This is a genomic window from Streptomyces exfoliatus (assembly GCF_000725545.1).
GTDB lineage: Bacteria > Actinomycetota > Actinomycetes > Streptomycetales > Streptomycetaceae > Streptomyces > Streptomyces exfoliatus.
In genome coordinates this window covers 94,106-113,882 of record NZ_JNZP01000029.1, presented here as the reverse complement: position 1 = coordinate 113,882, position 19,777 = coordinate 94,106, and the positions used below count along the sequence as shown (strand labels likewise).

The window sequence follows — 19,777 nt, the reverse complement described above, 5'->3', positions numbered from 1 at the left end:
CCGCGGACCGGGTGGGAGGGCAGGGATGCCGGCCGCGCTCGGAACGGCACTCGGCATGGCGCTCGTACTCGCGCTCCCCGCGCCGGCCCTGGCCGCCCCGGGCGATCTGGATCCGACCTTCGGTCCCGACGGCCGGGTGACGACCTCCATCACCGGGTACGCGGAGGGCCACGACATCGCGCGGCAGACCGATGGCAAACTCGTCGTGGCCGGGGTGAGCGAGGCCGGCTTCGCGCTCGCCCGCTACAACACGGACGGGAGCCTCGACCCCGGCTTCGGCGGCGACGGCACGGTGATCAGCGACTTCGGCGGCGGCGGAGGCACGGCCAACGCCGTCGCGATCCAGCCGTCGGACGGGAAGATCGTCGTGGCCGGCACCACCGCGGTGTTCGACGAGGTGGGCGGCGGCTGTTGCTTCTTCTCCGTGGCCCGTTACCACCCCGACGGCCACCCGGACCTGAGCTTCGGCGACGGCGGCCTGGTGCGCGTCGACGAGTTCGGCGGGTCCGCGGACGGCGCGGACGTGGCGGTGCAGCCCGACGGCAGGATCGTCGCCGTGGGCAAGCCCGGTGGCGGCGGTTTCGCGCTGGTCCGCCTCGGCGCCGACGGGAGCCTCGACCCCAGCCTCGGCGGTGACGGCGCGGTGGTCGCGGGATTCACGGCCACCTCGCCCCAGGACGGCGGCGGCATCGCCCATGGCATGGCCCTCCAGCCGGACGGGAAGATCGTCTCGGTCGGCTACGTCGGGAACACCGCCTTCGACATCGGCGTGGCCCGCTACAACTCCGACGGCAGCCTCGACACCACCTTCAGTGGCGACGGCATGGTCACCGCGGACTTCGGCGGCACCGAGTTCGGCAACGCCGTGGCCGTGCAGCCCGACGGCAAGATCGTCGCGACGGGTTCCGGCGGCGCCGGCTTCGCGGCCCTCCGCTACCACGCCGACGGCACCCCCGACGCCGGCTTCGGCACCGGCGGGCGCACCTCGGTCAACGTCCCGGGCGACGGCGGCATCGCGTACGACGTGGCGCTCCAGGAGAACGGCAAGATCGTGCTCGCCGGGCGGGCGGACGACCCGAACAGCTCCGAGGCCAACGACTTCGGCCTGACCCGTCTCCACACCAACGGCACGGTGGACACCGGCTTCGGCGGCGACGGCTTCGTGGTGACCGGCTTCAACGACTTCGACGAGGCCCGCGGGGTGCTCGTACAGCCGGACGGGAAGATCGTCGCGGCGGGCTACGGCGCGGGCTTCGCCTTCGCCCTCGCCCGTTACCAGGGCGGCGACGGCACGACCCCGCCCCCGCCCACGCCGAGCGCGGATCTGCGGGTGACGAAGACCGGGACGACCACCGTCGGCATCGGCGACCGCGCCACGTACACGGTGACGGTCTCCAACGCCGCCACGTCCACCGCCACGGCGACCGGCGTCACCCTGACGGACACCCTCGGGGGCGCCGGCGCGACGCTCGTCTCGGCCGTCCCCTCGCAGGGCAGCTGCACCACCACCGCGACAGGCGCCGGCTGCGCCGTGGGCTCCCTGGCCCCGGGGGCGAGCGCGACCGTCACGGTCACGGCGGAGCCCAGGAGCACCGGCACGCTCACGAACACGGCCGGCGTCACCGGCACCCCCCAGGACCCGGTGACCTCGAACAACACAGCCGTCGCCTCCACCTCGGTGAACAACAGCCGCGGCTGCACGATCATCGGCACCAGCGGTGCGGACACCCTGAACGGTGGCAACGGCAACGACGTGATCTGCGGCCTCGGCGGCAACGACACCCTCCGGGGGAGCTACGGCCACGACACCGTCCACGGCGGCTTCGGCAACGACAACATCGACGGCGGCTTCGGCGACGACACCCTCAACGGCGGTCCGGGCGGAGACACCCTGACCGGCAACTACGGCAACGACCGCCTCACCACCACCGACGGCGTCGCGGGCAACGACACCGCCAACGGCGGCCCCGGTACGGACACCTGCACCACCGACCCCGGCGACATCCGCGTCAGCTGCCCCTGACGCGCGGTCGGCCCGGCCCCGCACCGACCGACTGGAGCACCGCGCTCCGGGCGGTCGGTCAGGCGTCGCCGTCGCGCGGACGCGGGACGGACACGACGTCCGGCCGCCGCGGCGGCCCGCCGAAGCGGACCGGTACGCCCGGTGAGTAGAGCACGCTCACGGGCGCACCCGGGGGCCTGGGCAGACCCGCGGCCGCGACGAGCGTCTCGTCGCAGTCGAGGAGCCGGGCACGGTGCAGCGGCCAGCGGGGATGGGTGTTCGGGAGGTACATGGGACGCCCGCGGAAGGAGCTGTGCATGCCCCAGCGGGCGGTCAGGAAGTGCTCCAGCGCGGTCGGCTCCTCGACCCGTTCGCCGATCCCGACGCGGATCGCGCTGCCCGCCCCCCGGGGACCCGGCCACCGCCGGCTGCTGGTGTACGTCACGGTGGAGCCGTCGCTGCGGACGCTCATCCGCGACCAGACGTAGGGGATCCGGAACGCCCAGCGGCCGACGGCCACGGGGACCAGACGGGACGCGTCGAGGGAGCGGAAGACGACACCGCGGCGTCCGTGCCCGTCCACGGAGTACAGCCGGACGTTGGTCTCGGGGAAGCTGCCGAGATAGGGGAGCCCGGGGAGGCGGAACCAGCCGACCCGGTGCATCCGGAAGGCGACGAGTCCCACGTAGGTGACCCCGTCGAGCGTGTCGGGCACCGTCCCGGCGGGCAGCAGCGGGGCCACGTCGGCGGGGTCCACGGCCCAGTGCAGGAAGGTCAGGTCGAGCCAGGACTGGGTGAGCAGCGTGCGGTCCGTGCGGTGCGGCGGGTCGGCCGATATGGGCTCCGGCTTCATGGTGGGCGACGTCTGCGGCATTGCGGCAGTATCTCGCCGTCCCACGCGGAAGGTGGCCCTCCACGGGTGTGTGAAGGGCCACCTCTCGTGACGCGGTGGTCGGCCGACCGGTGGTGCGGTGGTGCGGTGGTGGGTCATGCGGTCATGCGGTCATGCGGTCATGCGGTGGTGCGGTGTGGCTACGGGGCCACCTTGAGGAGCTTGTTCGCGGTGCCGGCGGAGGGGTTCTTGATGGCGTCCGCTGTGGCCGCGCCGGTCAGAGCGGCGGAGATGTCGGCGGGCGTCGCCGACGTGTTGGCCGCCAGGTAGAGGGCCGCGGCGCCCGCCACGTGAGGCGCGGCCATCGACGTCCCGGAGATCGTCTTGGTGCCGGTGTCGCTGTCGTTCCAGGCCGAGGTGACGTCCGAGCCGGGGGCGTACAGGTCGACCACGGCGCCGAAGTTCGAGAAGTCGGACTGCTCGTCGTCCTTGGTGCTGGAGGCCACGGTGAGCGCCTCCGGCACGCGGGACGGCGAGCCCTGCCCGGCGTCGGCCGACTCGTTGCCGGCCGCCACCGCGAAGGTCACGCCGGAGGCGATGGCCCGCTTGACCGCCGCGTCGAGCGCCTCGTCGGCGCCGCCGCCGAGGCTCATGTTCGCGACCGAGGGACCGGAGTGGTGCTGGGTCACCCAGTCGATGCCCGCCACGACCTGCTCGGTGGTGCCGGAACCGTTGTCGTCCAGGACGCGCACCGCCACGATCTTGGACTTCTTGGCGACGCCGTGCGCGGTGCCGGCGATGGTGCCGGCCACGTGGGTGCCGTGGCCGTTGCCGTCGTCGGCGCTGTCGTCGTTGTCCACGGCGTCGAAGCCGTGCTGCGCCCGGCCGCCGAAGTCCTGGTGCGAGATCCGGACGCCGGTGTCGATGACGTACGCCGTCACGCCCTCGCCGCCGTTGTCGGGGTAGGTGTACTTCTCGTCGCCCGCGGTCGCGGCCTGGTCGATCCGGTCCAGGCCCCAGGACGGCGGCTTCTCCTGGGTCTCCTTGATGCTGAAGCGCTTGTTCTGCACGACCGTGCCGACGGCGGGGTCGGCGGCGAGCCGCTTGGCCTCCTCGACCGTGAGGCCGGACGCCGAGAAGCCGTTCACCTCGGAGCCGTAGGCGCGCTGGAGAGTGCCGCCGTACTTCTTCGCGAGGTCCGCCTTGTTCGCGGATGCGTCGAGGATGACGACGAAGCTGCCGGCGACGGCGCCGGGGGCGCCGAGACCGTGCACGGTTCCTTCGGCCGGGGTGGCTGCCCCGGCGAGATTGCCCGCGAACAGTGCCGCGGCGGCCGCGGCAGCCGTACCTGTGGCTATGGCCGCGTTGCGAAGGCCGTGGGATCGCTTGTGAGTTGCCATGAAAGAGGTTCTCTCCTCGTGTTGACGTGTGGGGCGTCAAACGTTCGAGAGAAACCCTGTGCGGGTTGGCAGGAGCAAATCAAGAGCGAACCCGGGGTACGGGGTTATTCAACAAGGTTTCTTAATGATCCCTCCGCATCGTCTTCACGGCGCACACGCGATCTCGCGAACTCCCTTGCCGAATAATCGTTTGTGCCCCGGGTCCCGGCTCACCATCCTCGGCACGTGAACACAGCGAGCGACGTACCCGAGCGGTGGAGCGGGGCCAGCGTCCACCCGGACATGTGGGCGGACCCCGACAAGGACCCCCGGCACAGCGAAGGACCCGGTCCCGACGGTGAGTTGGCCACCCTTCAGGACTTCCTGGGCGGCTACCGGCACACCCTTCTGATGAAGTGCGAGGGCCTCGACCCGGAGCAGCTGGCCCGCCGGTCGGTCCCGCCGTCGACCATGTCCCTCCTCGGCCTGGTCCGCCACCTCGCCGAGGTGGAGCGGGACTGGCGCAACTGGATCCTGCCGGAGAACCCGGAGCCCGAGCTGTACGGGGCGGCCGACGGCGACTTCGAGGGAGCCGTCGCCGAACAGGATGTGGTCGAGGGCGCCTTCGCGGATCTCGCCCGCGAGCAGGCGGCGACCGATGCCGCCCTTCTCGCGTGCCCGGACCTGGGCGCGCGGGTGATCCAGGACGACACCGCGGTACGGGAACTGTGGGTGCACCGGATCGAGGAGTACGCCCGGCACTGCGGACACGCCGACCTGCTGCGCGAGTGCGTGGACGGACGCGTGGGGCAGTAGCGGTTCCCAGCGTGGTACGCGCCGGGGGCGCGCGGCGTCAGAGCGTGCGCGCCCCCGGGAGGACCCGGATCGGCCGAGCGGATCCTCAGCCCACGGGCGGCAGCCCCCGGCCGGCCACGTCCGCCACGGCGTCGAGCGCCGCACGCCACGGATACGTCTCCGGATTCCCCAGGCCCGGCTCGTGGGGGAGGAAGCCGCCCTCGCCGTACACGACCCTCACCCCGGCTCCCCGCAGCGTCTCGATCGACCGCTCGAACTGGGGATGCGCGACGTACGCCGAGTTCACGCACGGCATCACCGCCATCGGTAGCCCCTTCCCGATGCCTTCCGCCACCACGCCCACGAGCCACTTGCCCGTGAGCCCGAGAGCCCACTGGTTCACCGTGTCGAAGGTGGCCGGCGCGACGACGACCGCGTCGGCCTCCGGCCACACGGCCGGGTCGCCGGGCAGGGAGTAGTCCCAGCGCACGGGATGGCCGGTGAGCGCGGCGAGGCCGTCGAGGGAGTGCGCGAGCCAGCGGGCCGCCGTCGGCGTGAGGCCGAGGCACACGTCCCAGCCATCCGCCTGCGCCTCCTCGATGACCCGGGCGACGTCGAAGACGGGCGGGGCCGCGCTGCAGAACAGGTACAGGGTCCGAGAATCCATGGCCCCATCCGATCACAGGCATACGCGCAGGCCACGAGGGTGTCCCGCGACTCCGTCGCGACGAGGATCCCGAGCGGCGGAGGCGACGGCCCCGCCGCCCCCTGCCGCGCCCGGCGCCGGGCCGCTACCGTGGGCGCATGGCACGCGAGATCAGGATCGAGATCAGCGAAGAGGCGTACCAGGCGCTGGAACGTGCCGCGGCCGAGCAGCGCCTGCCCGCCGAGGACTACGCGGGCCGTGTCCTGGACGCCGACCTGAAGCGCACTCGGTTCTTCGAGGGCGCCCGCTCCTTCGTCGGCCTGCACGGCCCCGCCTTCGCGGAGCGCTTCGGCCGCCCCGCGCAGCCCGGCGCCGGCGCCGGCTGATCCGGGCCCGAGCGTTGCTCCGGATCGACCTGTCCTGGCTGCTCGCCGTCGCCCAGTCCGAGATACCCGGCGACCCGGAGATCTCCGACTGGGGAGCGCTGGAGGCCGCCCGCGCCCGCCACGTCTTCCATGTGATGGACACCCCGGTCTACGACCAGCCGCACCACCGGGCCGCCGCGCTCCTGGAGACGTTCGTCCGCGTCCCGGCCCTCGAACACTCCAACGAGCTGTACGGCGTCGTCGTCGCGGCGGCCTATCTCCACGCCTCCGGGTACCCCGTCGACGTATCGGCGGAGGAGGCCATCGACCTCGTCGAGCGGGTGGCCGAGGGCCGCATCGACGTCCGACGGGTGGCGGACGTCCTCAAGGAGTGGACCCACTGACCCCACTGACCCCACTGGTTCGCTGAACGCAAACCGCCGCTGACCGAAGGCCCCACCGGCCCGCTGACCAGCGCGGTCAGGGCGTGGCGATGAGTTCGCCGAGCCGCGTCGCGAGCCACGGCCTGCGCCCGCCGGCCCGCAGCCCGCCGCGCGCCATCTCCTTCCAGATCGGTGTGCGCCGGAACGACACCAGCAGGAATGTGACCGGCGCCGCCGTGATCCTGCAGTCGTACGCGCGCGGCGGGGCGTCGCGCGTCACGGTCGCCGTCCCGCCGCCGACGACGACCGCCAGCCGGGGGCCGCCCTTGAGTACGAGGTCGAACGCGATGCGGACCCCGCGCGCCTTCACCGTGTCCAGGGCCAGTGGCATCATCGTCGGCATCGACTGACCGATCACCAGACCCGCCTCGTCCGCGCCGATGGGCCAGGGCCGTCGGGCCCCGCGCGCCATGTCCAGACCGTGCACGAGGCCCTCACCGAGCATCAGACCGGTGGCCGCCGACAGCGGGATCGTCCGTTCCCTCCCGAGCCAGGGCGCGGCGACGGGAGTGTCCGGGGCCAGACCCTCGGTGAGCCGCAGGAACGTCTCGCCCCGCTCGGCGACGACCTCGTGGAGACGGGCCCGTTCCTCCCGGCCGAGGAGACCGACGGACAGGGCGTTCACGGCCGCGATCCGCTCGCCGAGCGGCCCGTCGCCCCGCGGGACGATCCCGTCCCAGTCCATGGGCTCGTCGGTGAAGCCGGCGGCGTACGCGAAGTACGCGCCCGCGAGGTGCGCGCCGACATCGCCGACCGTCCACGCCGGGACGCCGGAGGGCGCGTCCATGTCGGGGGTCTCGCGCAACAGCCGGGCCAGCCCCGGGAGCACGGCGCCGAACGCGGCGCGGGTCCTCTCGTGCTCGGCGACCGGATCGAACGACGTGACGGCACCCATGGGAATCCCCCGAATCGCGGACAGGGCCCGTAGGTTACCGCCAGTTACACCCGAGGCGACAGGGGCCGGGCACCGGCGTCATGAGTCCGTTCTGTCACAGGCCGACGGGATGTCGCACATGAGCTTGCCCGCCCCGCCGCACCCTCCGGTGGGCGTCGGGGCCGCGGTCGAGACGGCCTACCGGGAGCGGGTCGCCGTCGAGGTCCCCGCCGACCTCGCCGCGTACCGCGTGCAGCGCGCGGCCCGGCCGGCCATCTCCGCCACCCTCCCGTGCCACCCGGGGCCTCTCGCCCCGCCGCCCGCCCCGCTCACGGGGACACCGTGGCGGCGGGCGGCGTCCAGCGCCGGGTGCGGGACGGGGCACCGGGAAGGCCGTGTTCCTCCCTGAGGTGCTCGGGGACGGCGTAGTGCATGACGCGCCCCCGCGTGAGCGAGGACAGCTCGAAGCGGGTGGTGAGATCGCCGAGCCGGTCGAGCGCCCAGGCGCCCAGCGGCGAGCGGTCCTCGATGGTCTCGAGGACGCCGAGGAAGTGGGGCACCGTCTTGACGACGGTGTCCCAGGGCGTGCTGGGGACGTCCAGCCAGTCGGCGCAGGTGTCCCCGACGAGGTGGCGGACCAGCGCGGGCACCATCGGGTCGAGCAGGGTCCCCGGCACGACGTCCTCGTACAGGTCGATGAGCTGCCGGGTCAGCAGGGCGCCCTCCGGGGACGGACCCATGTGCCGGATCATGTACCGGTCGAGGAACTCCCGGGCCTCGTCCAGGGACTTGGGGACGACCTCCTGGTCGACGCCGAGGAGGGCGCCGACCACGCGCCAGGCGTAGTAGTAGGAGGCCGCTCCCTCCTCGGACATGTGGATGCCGAGGCGGTGCAGGCTGTCGAGGACGAGCAGCGAGAAGAACATCTGCCCGCCGATCATGTCCTCCTGACAGATCGGCACCCCCGACACCGCGGTGTCCCAGCGGTTCTCGCGCGTGAGGTGGTGACGGATGGAGGCGTGCAGCAGGCGGACCTTCTGCGCGGCGGGCAGGAAGCGGCTGCCGGCCTCGAACGCGTCGGGCCGCATCAGGTAGACGGTGAACTGACCGGTCGCCGCCATGCGCGTGGCCGGGTACTTCAGGCCGTGGGTCGTGGACAGCAGCTTCGCCACGTGCGGGACGAGGTAGCAGGCGGGCATGGCGGCGAAGGACAGCGCGGTGGCGACGTGCACGTTGTTGTCGACGAGGAACAGCCGGGCCCGTTCCATCTCGTCCCAGTCCACCCAGGAGGGTGGCGCGCTCGTGGCCTCCAGGTACTCCCGTGCGACATCGGGCAGTCCGTCCGGCAGGGGGGCGCCGGCGGTGGAGAAGAACCGCATCAGGGTGTTGTACGTGCCGGTCTCGCCGCGCTCGAAGAGAGCGGCGACGGTGGCGTCGGCGAGTTCGTCACCGGACTGCCGCAGGGCGTTCGTCGATGCGTCGGTGGGCGCCATGGCAAGGCTCCTTGTCTACGCCGGGGCGTCGGCCGCGCCCCGGCGACGGGTGTCAGGACCGCCGGGTCGCCGCCGAGTGCGCCAAGGCGGTCAGGGCGGCGTCGGCGGGCGCGGGCACGTCAAGGTCGCGGAGGGCGGCGAGCGCCTCCTCGACCCGGGCGGTGATCATGTGCTCGACGCGGTCGGGCGTCCGCAGCCGGCGCATCACGTCGCGTACGGCCTCCAGCCCGTCCTCGTCCAGGTCGGACCGGCCGAGCAGGGCGCTCAGCCGTTCCCGCTCGTCGGGCCCTGCGAGGCGCCACGTCTCCGCGAGCAGGGCGGTGGGCCGATGGCCGCGTACGTCGTCGGAGCCGGCCTTGCCGGTGTGCCGCGGGTCTCCGAACAGACCGAGGAGATCGTCCCGCAGCTGGAAGGCCTCGCCCAGCGGCAGCCCGTAGGCGCTGAACCCCTCGCGCAGCCGCTCACCCGCACCGGCCAGGGCGCCGCCGATCAACAGGGGCTGCTCGACGGTGTACTTGGCGGTCTTGTAGCGGATCACCTTCAGCGAGGCCGCCGTGTCCGGAGCGGCGCCGGTGTGCAGGATCTCCAGGCACTCACCGGCGATCAGGTCCCGGGCCAGCGCGGCCCACAGCGGTCTCGCCCGGCCGAGGTAGGCGGCGGGCAGGCCGCTGGTCGCGAACAGCTGCCCGGCCAGCGACATGAGCAGGTCCCCGACCAGCATCGCGAGCGACCTGGCCGCCTCCGGCGCCCGCGGATGGTGCCGTACGGCGCCGCCGAGGGCCACATGGGCGGTGGGCCGCCCGTGCCGCAGCGGGCTGTCGTCGATGAGGTCGTCGTGCACGACCGCGGCCGCGTGCACCAGCTCCATGGACGCCGCCGCTCGCAGCAGCGCGTCGCTCTCGGGCTGCCGGGCCGCGCGCCAGCCCCAGTAACAGAACGCCGCCCGCAGCCGTTTGCCCGCCGCTACCGCCGCCTCCACCTGCTCGGCCACCGGAGCCAGGGCCGGGTCGACCGCCGCGAGGAGATCGACCTCGTCGGCGACGAACCGGTGCAGCACCGCGTCGACCCGGGCCCGGAACGCGGCCGGCTCCCACCGCTCAGTCACCTGTGCCGACCCGCCGGGCCAGCACGTGCTGGGCGAGCACCTCCAGATGGGCCGGGGGCACGGCCGTGTAGCGGTCGAGCACCAGACGCCCCCGCGCGGCCAGGTCCCGCTCGGCCTCCGCGACCAGTTCCGCGGCGTCCGAGCGGTGGGCGAGGCCTCGTACCGCGCTCAGGGCGGAACCGAGCGCGCTCACCGCCACGTCCGCGAGCCCGGCCGCCAGCAGCACCGCCTGCCCGGCCGGGCCTCCGTGGCGTCCCGCGTCCCGCGTCATGACCTCTCCCCACCCACAGCCGGCTGCGACAGGGCGGCAGGATCGCGGCCCGCCCACGCAAGGATCGGGGCGCGCGTGCAGCGTCGGCGGTGCAACTCACGGACGAGTGATCGACTCGCTCGGACGTACGGATTTCGAGGAGCGCGGTAAGAAGATCGGAAACATGGGTGTAGGTACGGGCGAGGCGGGGGAGGACAGGTGTGGACGCCCGCAGAAGGGCGCCGCAGCGCCCGGCACCGGGGTCGCTGCCGGATTGACCAGAAGGACGAGCATGGCCAGCGGCACCGTGAAGTGGTTCAACTCCGAGAAGGGCTTCGGCTTCATCGCCCAGGACGGCGGTGGACCGGACGTATTCGCTCACTACTCGAACATCTCGGGCAACGGATACCGCGAGCTCACCGAAGGTGAGGCCGTGACGTTCGACATCACGCAGGGCCAGAAGGGCCCGCAGGCGGAGAACATCGTCCGCGGCTGATCCGGCCCCGCGCATCAGCTTTCCACGGCGCCCGCACTCTGTGCGGGCGCCGTCTGCGTGCTGCGACATGGGCGCCTTGAAGGCGTGGAAAAAGGTGTAGAAAGGGCAAAAGTAACGAGAAGGCGGGTGAGCGCATGCGGAACGAAGAGCGGACGGAAGGCGGGGAGGGAGACCTGCCCGACCGGTTCGGAGTCGGCGGCGTCAGCGTGGAAGTACGGCCCGTACCGGACTCGGACACCGTCGTTCTGGTGCTGGCGGGCGAACTCGACCGCGATTCCGTCGCGCCGCTGCGGAAGCAGCTGGAACGGGGCGACGGCAGCGGGCGGGTCATCGTCGACTGCTCCGGCCTCAGTTTCTGCGACTCGTCCGGACTCAACGTGCTGCTCCGGGCCCGGCTGCGGATGCTGGAGGCCGGAGGGAGTCTGGACCTGTCAGGACTGCGTCCCCCGGTGGACCGGATGTTCGACATCACCGGCGCCCGGGGCATCTTCGCCGTGTACGAGGACACGGACGAGGCGCTCTCCCGGCACGGCCACGAAGGCGGCGGGTGACATGCCGGCGGGTGACATGCCGGAGAGCGTCGACGGCTCCCGGGAGCAGGTGCGGAGGCTCGCGCTGTACGGGACCCGCGGCGTGGTGTCACGCTGTCGCGACTTCACCGCGCGGGCGCTCGCCGAGTGGGGCTGGATCCCCGCGGAGAGCGAGGAGGCCGAGCAGCGGGTCGAGGACGTGCTGCTCCTGGTGTCCGAGGTGGTCACCAACGCCTGTCTGCACGCCGGCGGCCCGGAGGAGCTGGTCCTGCGGCACGGCGGCGGGTGGCTCCGCGTGGAGGTGGCCGACACCAGCCCCGAGCACCCCCACGTCCAGAGGTCCCGGTCGCCCGCGCTGCCCGGCGGCCACGGCCTGATGGTCCTGGACAGGCTGGCCGGGGACTGGGGCAGCGAGGACAGGGGCCCGGGAGCGGTCGGCAAGGTGGTCTGGCTGGAGGTCAGTCGCTCGTCGAGGCCGCCGTGGCAGCCTCCTCCGTGGCCTCCTCGAGGAGACCCTTCCTGAGTTCGCCGAGGATCCGGGTGAGCAGCCGCGAGACGTGCATCTGGGAGAGTCCGATCCGCCGGCCTATCTCCGCCTGGGTGAGTTCCTCGCCGAAGCGGAGCTCCAGGATGTGCCGGTCGCGTTCGGGGAGCCGCTCGAGGAGCGGACGCAAGGACGTGAGGGACTCGATCAGCTCGTAGGAGGGCTCGGAGGCGGCCAGGTGCCGCGGGCTCGCGCCGGGCGCCGAGTCCTCGTCGCCCGCGGGGACGTCCAGGGAGCGCGCCGCGTAGCCGTGGGCCGCCAGCTGGCCCTCCGTGATCTCGTCCTCCGTGAGGTGCAGCCGCGCCGCGAGCTCGGCGCGGCTGGGCCGCCGGCCGAGGTCCTGCTCCAAGGCGTCGGCGGCCTTCGCGAGATCGATCCGCATCTCCTGGAGGCGGCGCGGGACGCGGACGGCCCAGCTGGTGTCGCGGAAGAAGCGCTTCATCTCCCCGACGATGGTGGGAAGGGCGAAGGCGGAGAAGTCGATGGAGCGGCCGGGGTCGAAGCGGTCGATCGCCTTGATCAGGCCGATCGTGCCGACCTGGATGATGTCCTCCACGGGTTCGGCGCGGTTCCTGAACCTGCGGGAGGCGAACTTGACCAGGCTGAGATTGAGTTCCACGAGGGTGTTGCGGACGTACGCGTGCTCCGGTGTGCCCTCCTCCAGTACGCGCAGGCGTTCGAAGAGTGCGACCGAGAGGGTCCGGGCGTCGCCCGTGGAGACGGCGGTGGGCCGGGTCGTCTCGGGCAGGCCGTCAAGCGCGGCCCGGCGCATCATGGCGCCCGGCGTCCCGGCGGTTCCCGGGGTCGTGGGGGAGGTGGCCGAGCGGTCACGGACGGTGGCCATGGAAAGCTCCTTCGACGGCGGCGAGGGGCCTCCGTTGCCGCCGAGGGGGCGGAGTCGTGGGGCCCGTCAGTCGAGCGTCCTGAAGGAAGGGTTCCCGTTGCCTGGAGGTTTGACACGGTTTGGTCCGTATTCGTCCTCGGGGCTACGCACCAGAGCCCGCGCCCCGGAGTCCTCCGGGGCGCGGGCGCCGGCCTTCATTGCGCGAACGGCCTCCGTGACGAGTTGACCCACCGCCTCACCAGCGGTACCAACGGCCGTTGCCGCTCCGCATCAGGAACCCGAGCAGCCACACCACGAGCACCGCGATGGCGATCCACCAGAGCACGTCGAGAGCGAAGCCCGCGCCGAACAGGATCAGGATCACCAGGAGGACGAGAAGAAGGGGAACCATGGCAGAACCTCCGTTGCCTCTGGGGCCGGCCGGTCCTCGGCGCGAAACCCTTGGATCCCCGGCGTTTCCCCCCTCGTCGGGAAATCATGTGTGGCTCGTTCTCGCCGGGCGTACGAGGTTTGAGCGGCGCCTGCGCGGTGACCCGCAGGAACGGTGGGGCCCGATCCGCAGAGAGGAACATGTCGTGTCGCCTGACGGCAAGCCCGACGGAATGCTCGACGGAAGGAACGTCCTCGTCCTGACGACGAACTACGGGACGGAGCAGGTCGAACTGGAGAAACCCATCGCCGTCCTGCGCGAGGCCGGAGCCCGCGTCACGGTGGCCGCGCAGAAGGACGAGCCCGTCCACACCCTCGTATCGGACCGTCGCCCGGGCTCCGAGGTCGCACCGGACACGACGCTCGCGACCGCCACCGCGGACGGTTTCGACGCCGTCGTCGTCCCGGGCGGCACCGTCAACGCCGACCGGCTCCGCACCGACGAGGAGGCGCTGCGCCTGGTCTCGGCCTTCGCCGACGCCGGCAAACCGGTGGCCGCGGTCTGTCACGGCCCCTGGCTCCTGGTGGACAGCGGACTGGCCCGGGACCGTGAACTGACCTCGTACCCGTCGCTGCGCGCCGACCTGGAGAACGCCGGCGGCACCTGGGTGGACCGGGAGGTCGTCGTCGACACCTCCGGACGCCACCCCCTGATCACCTCCCGCAGGCCCGACGACATCGACGCCTTCGCGGCCGCGATCGTCGACGCCCTCGACGGCGGCGGGAACGGTGGATGACGCGTACCGACGAGAAGAACGAGATGAGAAGAACGAGAAAGGAGCCCCTCATGGCCAAGAAGAGCGGTATGGAGAAGGCCAAGGGAAAGATCAAGGAGACCGTGGGCAAGGCGACGGGCAACAAGCGGATGGAGGCCGAGGGCAAGACCGAGGAGATGAAGGGCAAGGCCCGTGAGGCCATGGAGAAGGGGAAGGGGCACCGGCGCAGCGGGAAGGCCGTCGACGACATGAAGCCGCGCCCGCCCGCCTAGGGCCTGCCGGCCTCACCTGTCAGACACAGTCACCACGACCCTGAGTGCAGGTGATAGTCATGACCACCGCACGCGACATCATGACCCCGGACGCGACCTGTGTCCGCTCCTCCGAGACCCTCGTCGACGCCGCCCGGAAGATGGTCGAGCTCGATGTGGGCGCGCTGCCCATATGCGGCCCCGACGAGAAGCTGAAGGGCATGCTCACCGATCGCGACATCGTCGTGAAGGCCGTCGCCCAGGGCAAGGACCCGGCACAGTGCACGGCCGGCGAGTGCGCGCAGGGCGAGATCATCACCGTCAAGGCGGACGACAGTGTCGATCAGGTGCTGAGCGTCATGAGCGAACACAAGATCCGCCGCGTCCCCGTCATCGACGGACACATCCTCGTCGGCATCATCGCCCAGGCCGACGTCGCCCGTTCCCTCTCCGACCGGCAGACCGGCGACCTCGTGGAGACGGTCTCGGAATCCTGACCCGGCCCGGAGACCGCCCGGCCCGGTGGCGAGCGCGCCGTCACCGGGCCGCGGCGCGCGCCAGGGACCCACCGGATGCCGCCGGGTCACCACGAGATGTCGACGGCGTCGACGATCCGACCGCCCATGTTCCGTTCCACCATGCGCAGGGCCGCGTCCGCCAGGTCCCCGTGGATGTGGGCCACCGCGTCCCGCGGCACCGTGACCCCGAGGTGCCGGATGTGCGCGTCCAGGGCGGAGTAGAGGACGCACTGCTCGGTCACCTGGCCCGTGAGGACGAGCCCGTCGACCTCCAGACCGCGCAGCAGATAGGCGAGCGGCGTCTCGTAGAAGATGGAGTGGCGGGCCTTGACCACGAACAGGGAGTCCTCGTCCGGCCGGACCGGCTCGACGAGTTCGGGATGGTCGCCGGAGAGGGCCATGTCGAGGATCTGGCCGTGGTGGGATCGCCAGCGGCCGAAGTTGTCGTTCGCGTAGATGACCGGAACACCCGCCGCCCTGGCGCGCCGCAGCAGATGCACGATGCCGGGGAGGGCCCGGCCCACCGACGGCACGAGCCGCTCCGCGTCCTCGTGTCGGTAGGTGTTGAGCATGTCGATGACGACGAGCGCGTCCTTCGCCAAGACCGACTCCCGGTTCATTCCCTGTACGTACCGGTACATACCCGCATGTCCACGCTACCGGCCCGTCCGCGAGGCGCCAGGCGACCGGGCATGGGGCGCCGATCGCCGGGTACGCGCGATGGTGTCCGTGACACGACGTGAAGGAGAGGCCGTCATGAGCAGGGTCGAGCAGACGATCGACGTGGATGTGCCGCTGCGGACGGTGTACGACCAGTGGACGCAGTTCGAGGAGTTCCCGAGGTTCATGGAGGGCGTGGAGGACGTACGGCAGACGGACGACCGGCATTGTCACTGGCGGACGAAGGTGGCAGGGGTGCGGAAGGAGTTCGACACGGAGATCGTCGACCAGCTGCCGGACGAGCGCGTGTCCTGGCGGACCGTCGGCGGCGACGTGCAGCAGAAGGGCGTCGTCAGTTTCCAGCCCCTCGACGGTGAGCACACCCGGGTGCGGCTGGCCATGGACGTCGAGGCCGACGGCGTCCTGGAGAAGGCCGCGGACGCGATGGGCCTGCTGGACCGGCGGGTCAAGGGCGACCTGAGGCGGTTCAAGGGCTTCATCGAGGAACAAGGCCGGGAGACAGGCGGCTGGCGTGGCCGTATCCGCCCCGCCGACGCGGGGACGAGCGCCGGCGGGGAGACCGGCCAGAGCACCCCTGGCGCCGCCATGGGTGAGGGACCCGGTCCGGTCCCCGCGGAGCCCGGACCCAAGAACATGCCCACGCCCGGGAACGAGCGGAACGCCTGGCCGATGCCGCCCGGCCCCGAGGACCCGGACCCCCGCGCCGGCATGTGACGGGCCGGGGACCGTTTCAGGCACGCCCCCCGTGGCAAGTCGCGGGTCATGATGCGCTTCGGATACACGATGATGACCGAGCAGGCAGGCCCCCGTGAGCTGGTCGGGCACGTGGTCGAGGCGGAGCGGGTCGGATTCGACTTCTCCGTGATCTCCGACCACTCCTTCCCCTGGCTGGCGTCACAGGGGCACGCGCCGTACGCGTGGAGCGTCCTCGGAGCCGCCGCGCAGGCGACCACCCGCATTCCCCTGATGACCTTCGTGACCTGCCCGACCTTCCGCTACCACCCCGCGGTGATCGCGCAGAAGGCGGCGACGCTGCAACTGCTGTCCGAAGGCCGGTTCCGGCTGGGCCTCGGCTCGGGAGAGAACCTCAACGAGCACGTGGTCGGCCGGGGCTGGCCCTCGGCGCGCGTCCGCCTGGGCATGCTCGACGAGGCGGCCGAGATCATCCACGCCCTGTTCACCGGGGAGTACGTGACACGGCACGGCCGCCACTTCCAGGTCGACGACGCCAAACTGTGGGACGTCCCCGACACCCCGCCGCCCGTCGGCATCGCGGTCTCGGGCCCCCGCTCCTGCGCGCTGGCCGGCCGCCACGGCGATCTGGTCATCGCCACGGAGCCCAGCCGCGAGCTGCTTGACGCCTTCGACGCGCAGGGAGGGGCGGGCAAGCCCCGCATCGGCCAGCTGCCGGTCTGCTTCGACACCGACAGGGACGCCGCGGTGGCCCGTGTCCACGAGCAGTTCCGCTGGTCCGTCGGCGGCTGGCGCCTCAACGCCGAGCTTCCCCTCCCGGCGGGTTTCGAGCAGGCGACCGAGTACGTCCGCCCGGAGGACGTGGCGAAGAGCGTCCCCTGCGGGGACGACGTCGGAGCCGTCGTGGACGCCGTCCGCCCCTTCGCCGAGGCCGGCTTCACCGACCTCGCCCTCGTCCAGGTCGGGGGCGCCCACCAGACGCCCTTCCTGCGCTGGGCGGAGACGACGCTGCTGCCCGCCCTCCGCGACCTCTAGGGACGACCCCGGGACGCGTCACCGGATCCTCGGGACCGGGCCGTCCGACCGTACGGACCCTCCGTACCCCGCAGGGAGATGAGACCCCATGACCGCACCGAGCAACCCCGACCCGGACCCCAGGAACCTCCCGGCCGGCGGCATGCGACCGGGCGAGACACCGCCGGCGGAGTCGGGGACCGGCACGGGAACCGGCCCGCACCGGCCGCCCCGGCGCGGCTGGACCACCGGCCCCCTCCTGCTGCTGTGGATTCTGGTCGTCGTGTGCGCCCTGTTCTTCCTGGTGTACGCGATCATCCTGGCCACCGACTGACCGGACACCGGCCCGCAGCGCAGCCGCCCACCCGCCCCTCCCACCAAGACGAAGGGAACCGGCCATGGCCCCCAACGAGCCCGACCCCGGCGCCCGCGGCGACGACGTCTACCAGCCCACCCACTCCGACGCGGCCAACCGGCCCTCCGGCGAACTCGATCCGGACAACGCGATCGTGTCCGACCCGCTCGAGGACATGTCCGTCCCCGGCTACTCCCCGCCCGAGCGCCCGCGCGGCGTCACCCGGCACGGCACCACCCAGCGCGAGCAGCGGGAGGGAGAGTCGCTCGACGACAGGCTCGCCCAGGAGGTCCCGGATGTGCTGCCGCCCGAGGGCGACGGCATCGGGGACCTGCCGGAGGGAGCGGGCGAGCCCGTCGACGAGGAGGCCGGTGCGACCCGGGCCGGCCGGCTCGCCCCGGTCGCCACGCGGACGGGCCGGGTGGACCGCGCCGTCGCCCGGGACGTGGGCCCCGACGACGGGGCCGCGCCCGCCGAGGAGGCCGCGATGCACGTGGACACCGCGGCGGACAGGACCGAGGAGGAACGGACGGCGGCGTCCGAGAGCGAACCCTAGGGGGGCGGCGGAGCCCCCGCATGGCCGCCGTGCGCCGGGGCAGTCGCCCTCCGAAGACCCCGACGAGTGGAGGAAGGCCATGAGCGCGCGCAAGGACGGGCCCCGCGAGCACGCGTCGGACGACGCGACGCGGCGGCAGCATGAGTTGGACCGTGAGGCCGCCCGTGCCCGCGAGGCACAGCTGCTGGGCGACGGCGACGACGCGATGCGGCAGACCACTCCCTCCCAGGCGGAGGGCGAACGCGGGACGGAGGACGAGACCGGCACGAAGGAGAGGAAGGGGCGCCGCGGAAGGTGAGTGACCGGCACCGACCCGGGGACCCGTGACCGAGCGAAAGGCGAAGGCTCAGGCAACGACGCCCGCCCGACGACATTGGGGACACCATGGACCTCGACTTCCTCAAACCGCTTCTGGAACGTTTCGGCCCCTGGGCTTCCGTCTTCATCGAGACGAACCGGGCCACCGAGGACGCGGTGAAGATCCAGAAGCTCCGTGACCGGTCCGTCGTGGCCGCCCTCGTCGACGAAGGCGCCGATCCGGCCTCCATCCGCGCGGTCGCCGAGCGGCTCGCGGCCGAGCCGGCCTCGGGTGCGCCGCCCGGCCGCGCCCTCTTCGCCACGGCCGGTGAGGTCGTGCTCGACCTGCCGCTCCCGGTGGCCCCGCCGGCCGTCGAGGTGACCTGGTCGAGCCTCCCGCACATCGCCCCGCTGGTGTTCCTGCGGACCGACGAACCGGACTGCATGGTCGCACTCATCGACCGCACGGGCGCCGACCTGGAGCGGTGGCACTCCTTCGGCAGGGAGCGCATGGGCACGGCCGAAGGGGAGCGGTGGCAGGGCCGCGGCCACCGCAGCATCCCCGAGGACCGCTACGAATGGCACTACACCAACAAGGTCGAGGACGCCTGGGACGAGACGGCCGAGATCATCGCCGCCGAGATCGCCCGGCGCTGCCCCCAGGACGGCGGCACGCTGCTCGTCCTGGCCGGCGACGCACGCGAGCGCAAGGCCGTACGGGAGCGGCTGCCGCAGCAGCTGCGGAACCTCGCCGTCGAGGTGGAGAACGGCAGCCGGGCCCCCGGCGCGTCCACCGAGAACCTCGCCCGCCAGATCGAGGAGGCGCGCTCGCGGTACGCCCGCGAACGCGTGCAGCGCAAGCTCGACGCGTTCCGCGCGGCGCGCGGACGGCCCGGCGAGCACCGTGAGTCGACCGTCGAGACCGCTCCCGGACCCGCCGCCGAAGGCGTACCCGCCGTGGTGGAGGCCGCACGGGAACACCAGGTCGCCACCCTGCTCCTCGGCCACGACGCCTCCGACGCCGGACGACCGGTCTGGGTCGGCACCGGCGCGTACGACATCGCCGTCGGCCGCACCGAGGCGAAGGGCTGGGGGTTCGGCAGGCCGGAGGAGGCCCGCGCCGACGACGCCCTGCTGCGCGCCTGCGTGGCCGCCGACTCCGAAGTGCTCGTGGTGCCCGAGGACATGGCGGGCCCGGCGGGCGGTTTCGGCGCCGTACTGCGCTGGACCCCCGGCCCGTCGTCGTCCTCCCAGACGCCGACGACCGTGTGACCGCCGACCCCGGAACGCCCCGTACCCGCCGGCGGTTCCGGCGGGTACGGGGCGATCAGGGGTTTCGATCGGAAGCTCGCCGCTGCAGTCCTCGCCGCGCACGATCTGCGGCTCCGGGCCGCGTTCCTGACCCACCGTCTCGGGGGACCGTGCGTGCCAGACCATCCGACCGGAACGGCCGTCGTAGGGCGGTCCATCCTCGCTCCATGCGTCCGATCACCGCCTGTCTCCTGACGAGCACCCTGTGCCTCGGGCTCGCCGGATGCGCCTCCTGGAAGAGGGTGTGGGTGAAGGCCCGCAGCCCCGCCTCGGGTCATCTCCTCGGCCGTCACGCGGACGCGTCGGAACCGTCCGAGCGGGCGCCGGCGCGACTCCTGACGGCAAGGATCGTCAGGAG

At 72.5% G+C, this 19,777-nt stretch carries 26 protein-coding genes; 16 read left to right on the top strand and 10 right to left on the bottom strand.

What is annotated here, in order from left to right; all coding sequences use genetic code 11:
* Positions 1 to 25: 25 nt before the first annotated feature.
* Positions 26 to 2,023 carry a DUF11 domain-containing protein gene (locus IO20_RS0128795; protein ID WP_106978667.1) on the top strand — a complete coding sequence of 666 codons (1,998 nt, stop codon included), beginning with the start codon at positions 26 to 28 and terminating at the stop codon, positions 2,021 to 2,023.
* A 58-nt stretch (positions 2,024 to 2,081) separates the two neighbouring features.
* Here IO20_RS0128795 and IO20_RS0128790 read toward each other — a convergent pair whose 3' ends face one another.
* Positions 2,082 to 2,876: a YqjF family protein gene (locus IO20_RS0128790; RefSeq protein ID WP_037636456.1), complete on the bottom strand. Its 795-nt coding sequence runs from the start codon at positions 2,874 to 2,876 to the stop codon at positions 2,082 to 2,084.
* Between the two features lie 158 nt (positions 2,877 to 3,034).
* Positions 3,035 to 4,234: a S8 family peptidase gene (locus IO20_RS0128785; protein ID WP_030555069.1), complete on the bottom strand. Its 1,200-nt coding sequence runs from the start codon at positions 4,232 to 4,234 to the stop codon at positions 3,035 to 3,037.
* Between the two features lie 282 nt (positions 4,235 to 4,516).
* On the opposite strand from IO20_RS0128785, the gene IO20_RS0128780 reads away from it, so the two are divergent.
* Positions 4,517 to 5,029 carry a DinB family protein gene (locus IO20_RS0128780; protein ID WP_030555067.1) on the top strand — a complete coding sequence of 171 codons (513 nt, stop codon included), beginning with the start codon at positions 4,517 to 4,519 and terminating at the stop codon, positions 5,027 to 5,029.
* A gap of 85 nt (positions 5,030 to 5,114) precedes the next feature.
* On the opposite strand, the gene IO20_RS0128775 is transcribed toward IO20_RS0128780, so the two are convergent.
* Entirely contained in the window at positions 5,115 to 5,675 is a 561-nt protein-coding gene (locus IO20_RS0128775; RefSeq protein ID WP_030555066.1) for a flavoprotein, read from the bottom strand.
* 137 nt (positions 5,676 to 5,812) lie between these two features.
* Here IO20_RS0128775 and IO20_RS0128770 point away from each other — a divergent pair, with 137 nt between their 5' ends.
* Both IO20_RS0128770 and IO20_RS0128765 read left to right on the top strand, forming a co-directional pair.
* A complete protein-coding gene (locus tag IO20_RS0128770) occupies positions 5,813 to 6,040 on the top strand; it encodes a hypothetical protein (protein ID WP_030555065.1) in 228 nt (75 codons plus the stop codon).
* Positions 6,041 to 6,054: 14 nt separating this feature from the next.
* Positions 6,055 to 6,423, top strand: a complete 369-nt coding sequence (locus IO20_RS0128765) for a hypothetical protein (RefSeq protein WP_030555064.1) — start codon at positions 6,055 to 6,057, stop codon at positions 6,421 to 6,423.
* 76 nt (positions 6,424 to 6,499) lie between these two features.
* Here IO20_RS0128765 and IO20_RS0128760 read toward each other — a convergent pair whose 3' ends face one another.
* The 4 genes from IO20_RS0128760 to IO20_RS0128745 form a co-directional block, all read right to left on the bottom strand.
* Entirely contained in the window at positions 6,500 to 7,357 is an 858-nt protein-coding gene (locus tag IO20_RS0128760; protein WP_030555063.1) for a maleylpyruvate isomerase N-terminal domain-containing protein, read from the bottom strand.
* Between the two features lie 308 nt (positions 7,358 to 7,665).
* Positions 7,666 to 8,829 (bottom strand): oxygenase MpaB family protein, encoded by a 1,164-nt coding sequence (locus IO20_RS0128755; RefSeq protein WP_030555062.1) that lies wholly within the window; start codon positions 8,827 to 8,829, stop codon positions 7,666 to 7,668.
* Positions 8,830 to 8,881: 52 nt separating this feature from the next.
* Positions 8,882 to 9,934: a polyprenyl synthetase family protein gene (locus tag IO20_RS0128750; RefSeq protein ID WP_030555061.1), complete on the bottom strand. Its 1,053-nt coding sequence runs from the start codon at positions 9,932 to 9,934 to the stop codon at positions 8,882 to 8,884.
* Complete coding sequence (locus IO20_RS0128745; RefSeq protein ID WP_030555059.1) at positions 9,927 to 10,205, bottom strand: hypothetical protein; 279 nt, start codon at positions 10,203 to 10,205, stop codon at positions 9,927 to 9,929. The genes IO20_RS0128750 and IO20_RS0128745 overlap by 8 nt, the downstream gene beginning before the upstream one ends.
* Positions 10,206 to 10,476: 271 nt before the next feature.
* Between IO20_RS0128745 and IO20_RS0128740 the strand changes: the two genes are divergently transcribed.
* The 3 genes from IO20_RS0128740 to IO20_RS0128730 all read left to right on the top strand — a co-directional run bounded on the left by IO20_RS0128740 (position 10,477) and on the right by IO20_RS0128730 (position 11,733).
* A complete protein-coding gene (locus tag IO20_RS0128740; protein ID WP_030213732.1) occupies positions 10,477 to 10,680 on the top strand; it encodes a cold-shock protein in 204 nt (67 codons plus the stop codon).
* A gap of 134 nt (positions 10,681 to 10,814) precedes the next feature.
* A complete protein-coding gene (locus tag IO20_RS0128735; protein ID WP_051874751.1) occupies positions 10,815 to 11,231 on the top strand; it encodes an STAS domain-containing protein in 417 nt (138 codons plus the stop codon).
* A 1-nt stretch (position 11,232) separates the two neighbouring features.
* The gene (locus IO20_RS0128730; protein ID WP_245685082.1) at positions 11,233 to 11,733 is read left to right on the top strand and encodes an ATP-binding protein; all 501 of its coding nucleotides are present in this window, start codon (positions 11,233 to 11,235) and stop codon (positions 11,731 to 11,733) included.
* Here the strand turns inward: IO20_RS0128730 and IO20_RS0128725 are convergent.
* Complete coding sequence (locus tag IO20_RS0128725; RefSeq protein WP_030555053.1) at positions 11,669 to 12,598, bottom strand: SigB/SigF/SigG family RNA polymerase sigma factor; 930 nt, start codon at positions 12,596 to 12,598, stop codon at positions 11,669 to 11,671. The two genes, IO20_RS0128730 and IO20_RS0128725, sit on opposite strands and share 65 nt — an antisense overlap.
* 235 nt (positions 12,599 to 12,833) lie before the next feature.
* Positions 12,834 to 12,989: a hypothetical protein gene (locus IO20_RS0128720; protein WP_030213722.1), complete on the bottom strand. Its 156-nt coding sequence runs from the start codon at positions 12,987 to 12,989 to the stop codon at positions 12,834 to 12,836.
* A gap of 211 nt (positions 12,990 to 13,200) precedes the next feature.
* On the opposite strand from IO20_RS0128720, the gene IO20_RS0128715 reads away from it, so the two are divergent.
* From IO20_RS0128715 to IO20_RS0128705, 3 genes are read left to right on the top strand one after another with little or no spacing between them, the layout of a single operon-like run.
* Entirely contained in the window at positions 13,201 to 13,764 is a 564-nt protein-coding gene (locus tag IO20_RS0128715; RefSeq protein ID WP_030555051.1) for a type 1 glutamine amidotransferase domain-containing protein, read from the top strand.
* Between the two features lie 50 nt (positions 13,765 to 13,814).
* Positions 13,815 to 14,015: a CsbD family protein gene (locus tag IO20_RS0128710; RefSeq protein ID WP_030555050.1), complete on the top strand. Its 201-nt coding sequence runs from the start codon at positions 13,815 to 13,817 to the stop codon at positions 14,013 to 14,015.
* 59 nt (positions 14,016 to 14,074) lie between these two features.
* Positions 14,075 to 14,491, top strand: a complete 417-nt coding sequence (locus IO20_RS0128705; protein WP_030555048.1) for a CBS domain-containing protein — start codon at positions 14,075 to 14,077, stop codon at positions 14,489 to 14,491.
* Between the two features lie 86 nt (positions 14,492 to 14,577).
* Here the strand turns inward: IO20_RS0128705 and IO20_RS0128700 are convergent, their stop codons facing one another.
* Entirely contained in the window at positions 14,578 to 15,114 is a 537-nt protein-coding gene (locus tag IO20_RS0128700) for a cysteine hydrolase family protein (RefSeq protein ID WP_030555046.1), read from the bottom strand.
* 154 nt (positions 15,115 to 15,268) lie between these two features.
* On the opposite strand from IO20_RS0128700, the gene IO20_RS0128695 reads away from it, so the two are divergent.
* The 6 genes from IO20_RS0128695 (at position 15,269) to IO20_RS0128670 (ending at position 19,380) form a co-directional block, all read left to right on the top strand.
* Entirely contained in the window at positions 15,269 to 15,907 is a 639-nt protein-coding gene (locus IO20_RS0128695; protein ID WP_078946202.1) for an SRPBCC family protein, read from the top strand.
* Positions 15,908 to 15,955: 48 nt separating this feature from the next.
* A complete protein-coding gene (locus IO20_RS0128690) occupies positions 15,956 to 16,921 on the top strand; it encodes an LLM class F420-dependent oxidoreductase (protein ID WP_030555042.1) in 966 nt (321 codons plus the stop codon).
* An 88-nt stretch (positions 16,922 to 17,009) separates the two neighbouring features.
* Entirely contained in the window at positions 17,010 to 17,234 is a 225-nt protein-coding gene (locus IO20_RS0128685; protein ID WP_030555041.1) for a DUF6480 family protein, read from the top strand.
* Between the two features lie 64 nt (positions 17,235 to 17,298).
* Positions 17,299 to 17,811 carry a DUF5709 domain-containing protein gene (locus IO20_RS0128680; RefSeq protein ID WP_030555040.1) on the top strand — a complete coding sequence of 171 codons (513 nt, stop codon included), beginning with the start codon at positions 17,299 to 17,301 and terminating at the stop codon, positions 17,809 to 17,811.
* A gap of 79 nt (positions 17,812 to 17,890) precedes the next feature.
* Positions 17,891 to 18,109, top strand: coding sequence for a hypothetical protein (locus IO20_RS0128675; protein ID WP_030555038.1), 219 nt, complete (start codon positions 17,891 to 17,893; stop codon positions 18,107 to 18,109).
* A gap of 86 nt (positions 18,110 to 18,195) precedes the next feature.
* Complete coding sequence (locus IO20_RS0128670; protein ID WP_030555036.1) at positions 18,196 to 19,380, top strand: baeRF2 domain-containing protein; 1,185 nt, start codon at positions 18,196 to 18,198, stop codon at positions 19,378 to 19,380.
* The last annotated feature ends 397 nt before the right edge of the window (positions 19,381 to 19,777 follow it).

Bases quoted from the DNA above. Each gene is read 5' to 3' on its own strand.
- IO20_RS0128795 (WP_106978667.1), top strand. From the start codon at position 26: ATGCCGGCCGCGCTCGGAACGGCACTCGGCATGGCGCTCGTACTCGCG.
- IO20_RS0128790 (WP_037636456.1), bottom strand. From the start codon at position 2,876: ATGCCGCAGACGTCGCCCACCATGAAGCCGGAGCCCATATCGGCCGAC.
- IO20_RS0128785 (WP_030555069.1), bottom strand. From the start codon at position 4,234: ATGGCAACTCACAAGCGATCCCACGGCCTTCGCAACGCGGCCATAGCC.
- IO20_RS0128780 (WP_030555067.1), top strand. From the start codon at position 4,517: ATGTGGGCGGACCCCGACAAGGACCCCCGGCACAGCGAAGGACCCGGT.
- IO20_RS0128775 (WP_030555066.1), bottom strand. From the start codon at position 5,675: ATGGATTCTCGGACCCTGTACCTGTTCTGCAGCGCGGCCCCGCCCGTC.
- IO20_RS0128770 (WP_030555065.1), top strand. From the start codon at position 5,813: ATGGCACGCGAGATCAGGATCGAGATCAGCGAAGAGGCGTACCAGGCG.
- IO20_RS0128760 (WP_030555063.1), bottom strand. From the start codon at position 7,357: ATGGGTGCCGTCACGTCGTTCGATCCGGTCGCCGAGCACGAGAGGACC.
- IO20_RS0128755 (WP_030555062.1), bottom strand. From the start codon at position 8,829: ATGGCGCCCACCGACGCATCGACGAACGCCCTGCGGCAGTCCGGTGAC.
- IO20_RS0128745 (WP_030555059.1), bottom strand. From the start codon at position 10,205: ATGACGCGGGACGCGGGACGCCACGGAGGCCCGGCCGGGCAGGCGGTG.
- IO20_RS0128740 (WP_030213732.1), top strand. From the start codon at position 10,477: ATGGCCAGCGGCACCGTGAAGTGGTTCAACTCCGAGAAGGGCTTCGGC.
- IO20_RS0128735 (WP_051874751.1), top strand. From the start codon at position 10,815: ATGCGGAACGAAGAGCGGACGGAAGGCGGGGAGGGAGACCTGCCCGAC.
- IO20_RS0128730 (WP_245685082.1), top strand. From the start codon at position 11,233: ATGCCGGCGGGTGACATGCCGGAGAGCGTCGACGGCTCCCGGGAGCAG.
- IO20_RS0128725 (WP_030555053.1), bottom strand. From the start codon at position 12,598: ATGGCCACCGTCCGTGACCGCTCGGCCACCTCCCCCACGACCCCGGGA.
- IO20_RS0128720 (WP_030213722.1), bottom strand. From the start codon at position 12,989: ATGGTTCCCCTTCTTCTCGTCCTCCTGGTGATCCTGATCCTGTTCGGC.
- IO20_RS0128715 (WP_030555051.1), top strand. From the start codon at position 13,201: ATGCTCGACGGAAGGAACGTCCTCGTCCTGACGACGAACTACGGGACG.
- IO20_RS0128710 (WP_030555050.1), top strand. From the start codon at position 13,815: ATGGCCAAGAAGAGCGGTATGGAGAAGGCCAAGGGAAAGATCAAGGAG.
- IO20_RS0128705 (WP_030555048.1), top strand. From the start codon at position 14,075: ATGACCACCGCACGCGACATCATGACCCCGGACGCGACCTGTGTCCGC.
- IO20_RS0128695 (WP_078946202.1), top strand. From the start codon at position 15,269: ATGAGCAGGGTCGAGCAGACGATCGACGTGGATGTGCCGCTGCGGACG.
- IO20_RS0128690 (WP_030555042.1), top strand. From the start codon at position 15,956: ATGATGCGCTTCGGATACACGATGATGACCGAGCAGGCAGGCCCCCGT.
- IO20_RS0128685 (WP_030555041.1), top strand. From the start codon at position 17,010: ATGACCGCACCGAGCAACCCCGACCCGGACCCCAGGAACCTCCCGGCC.
- IO20_RS0128680 (WP_030555040.1), top strand. From the start codon at position 17,299: ATGGCCCCCAACGAGCCCGACCCCGGCGCCCGCGGCGACGACGTCTAC.
- IO20_RS0128675 (WP_030555038.1), top strand. From the start codon at position 17,891: ATGAGCGCGCGCAAGGACGGGCCCCGCGAGCACGCGTCGGACGACGCG.
- IO20_RS0128670 (WP_030555036.1), top strand. From the start codon at position 18,196: ATGGACCTCGACTTCCTCAAACCGCTTCTGGAACGTTTCGGCCCCTGG.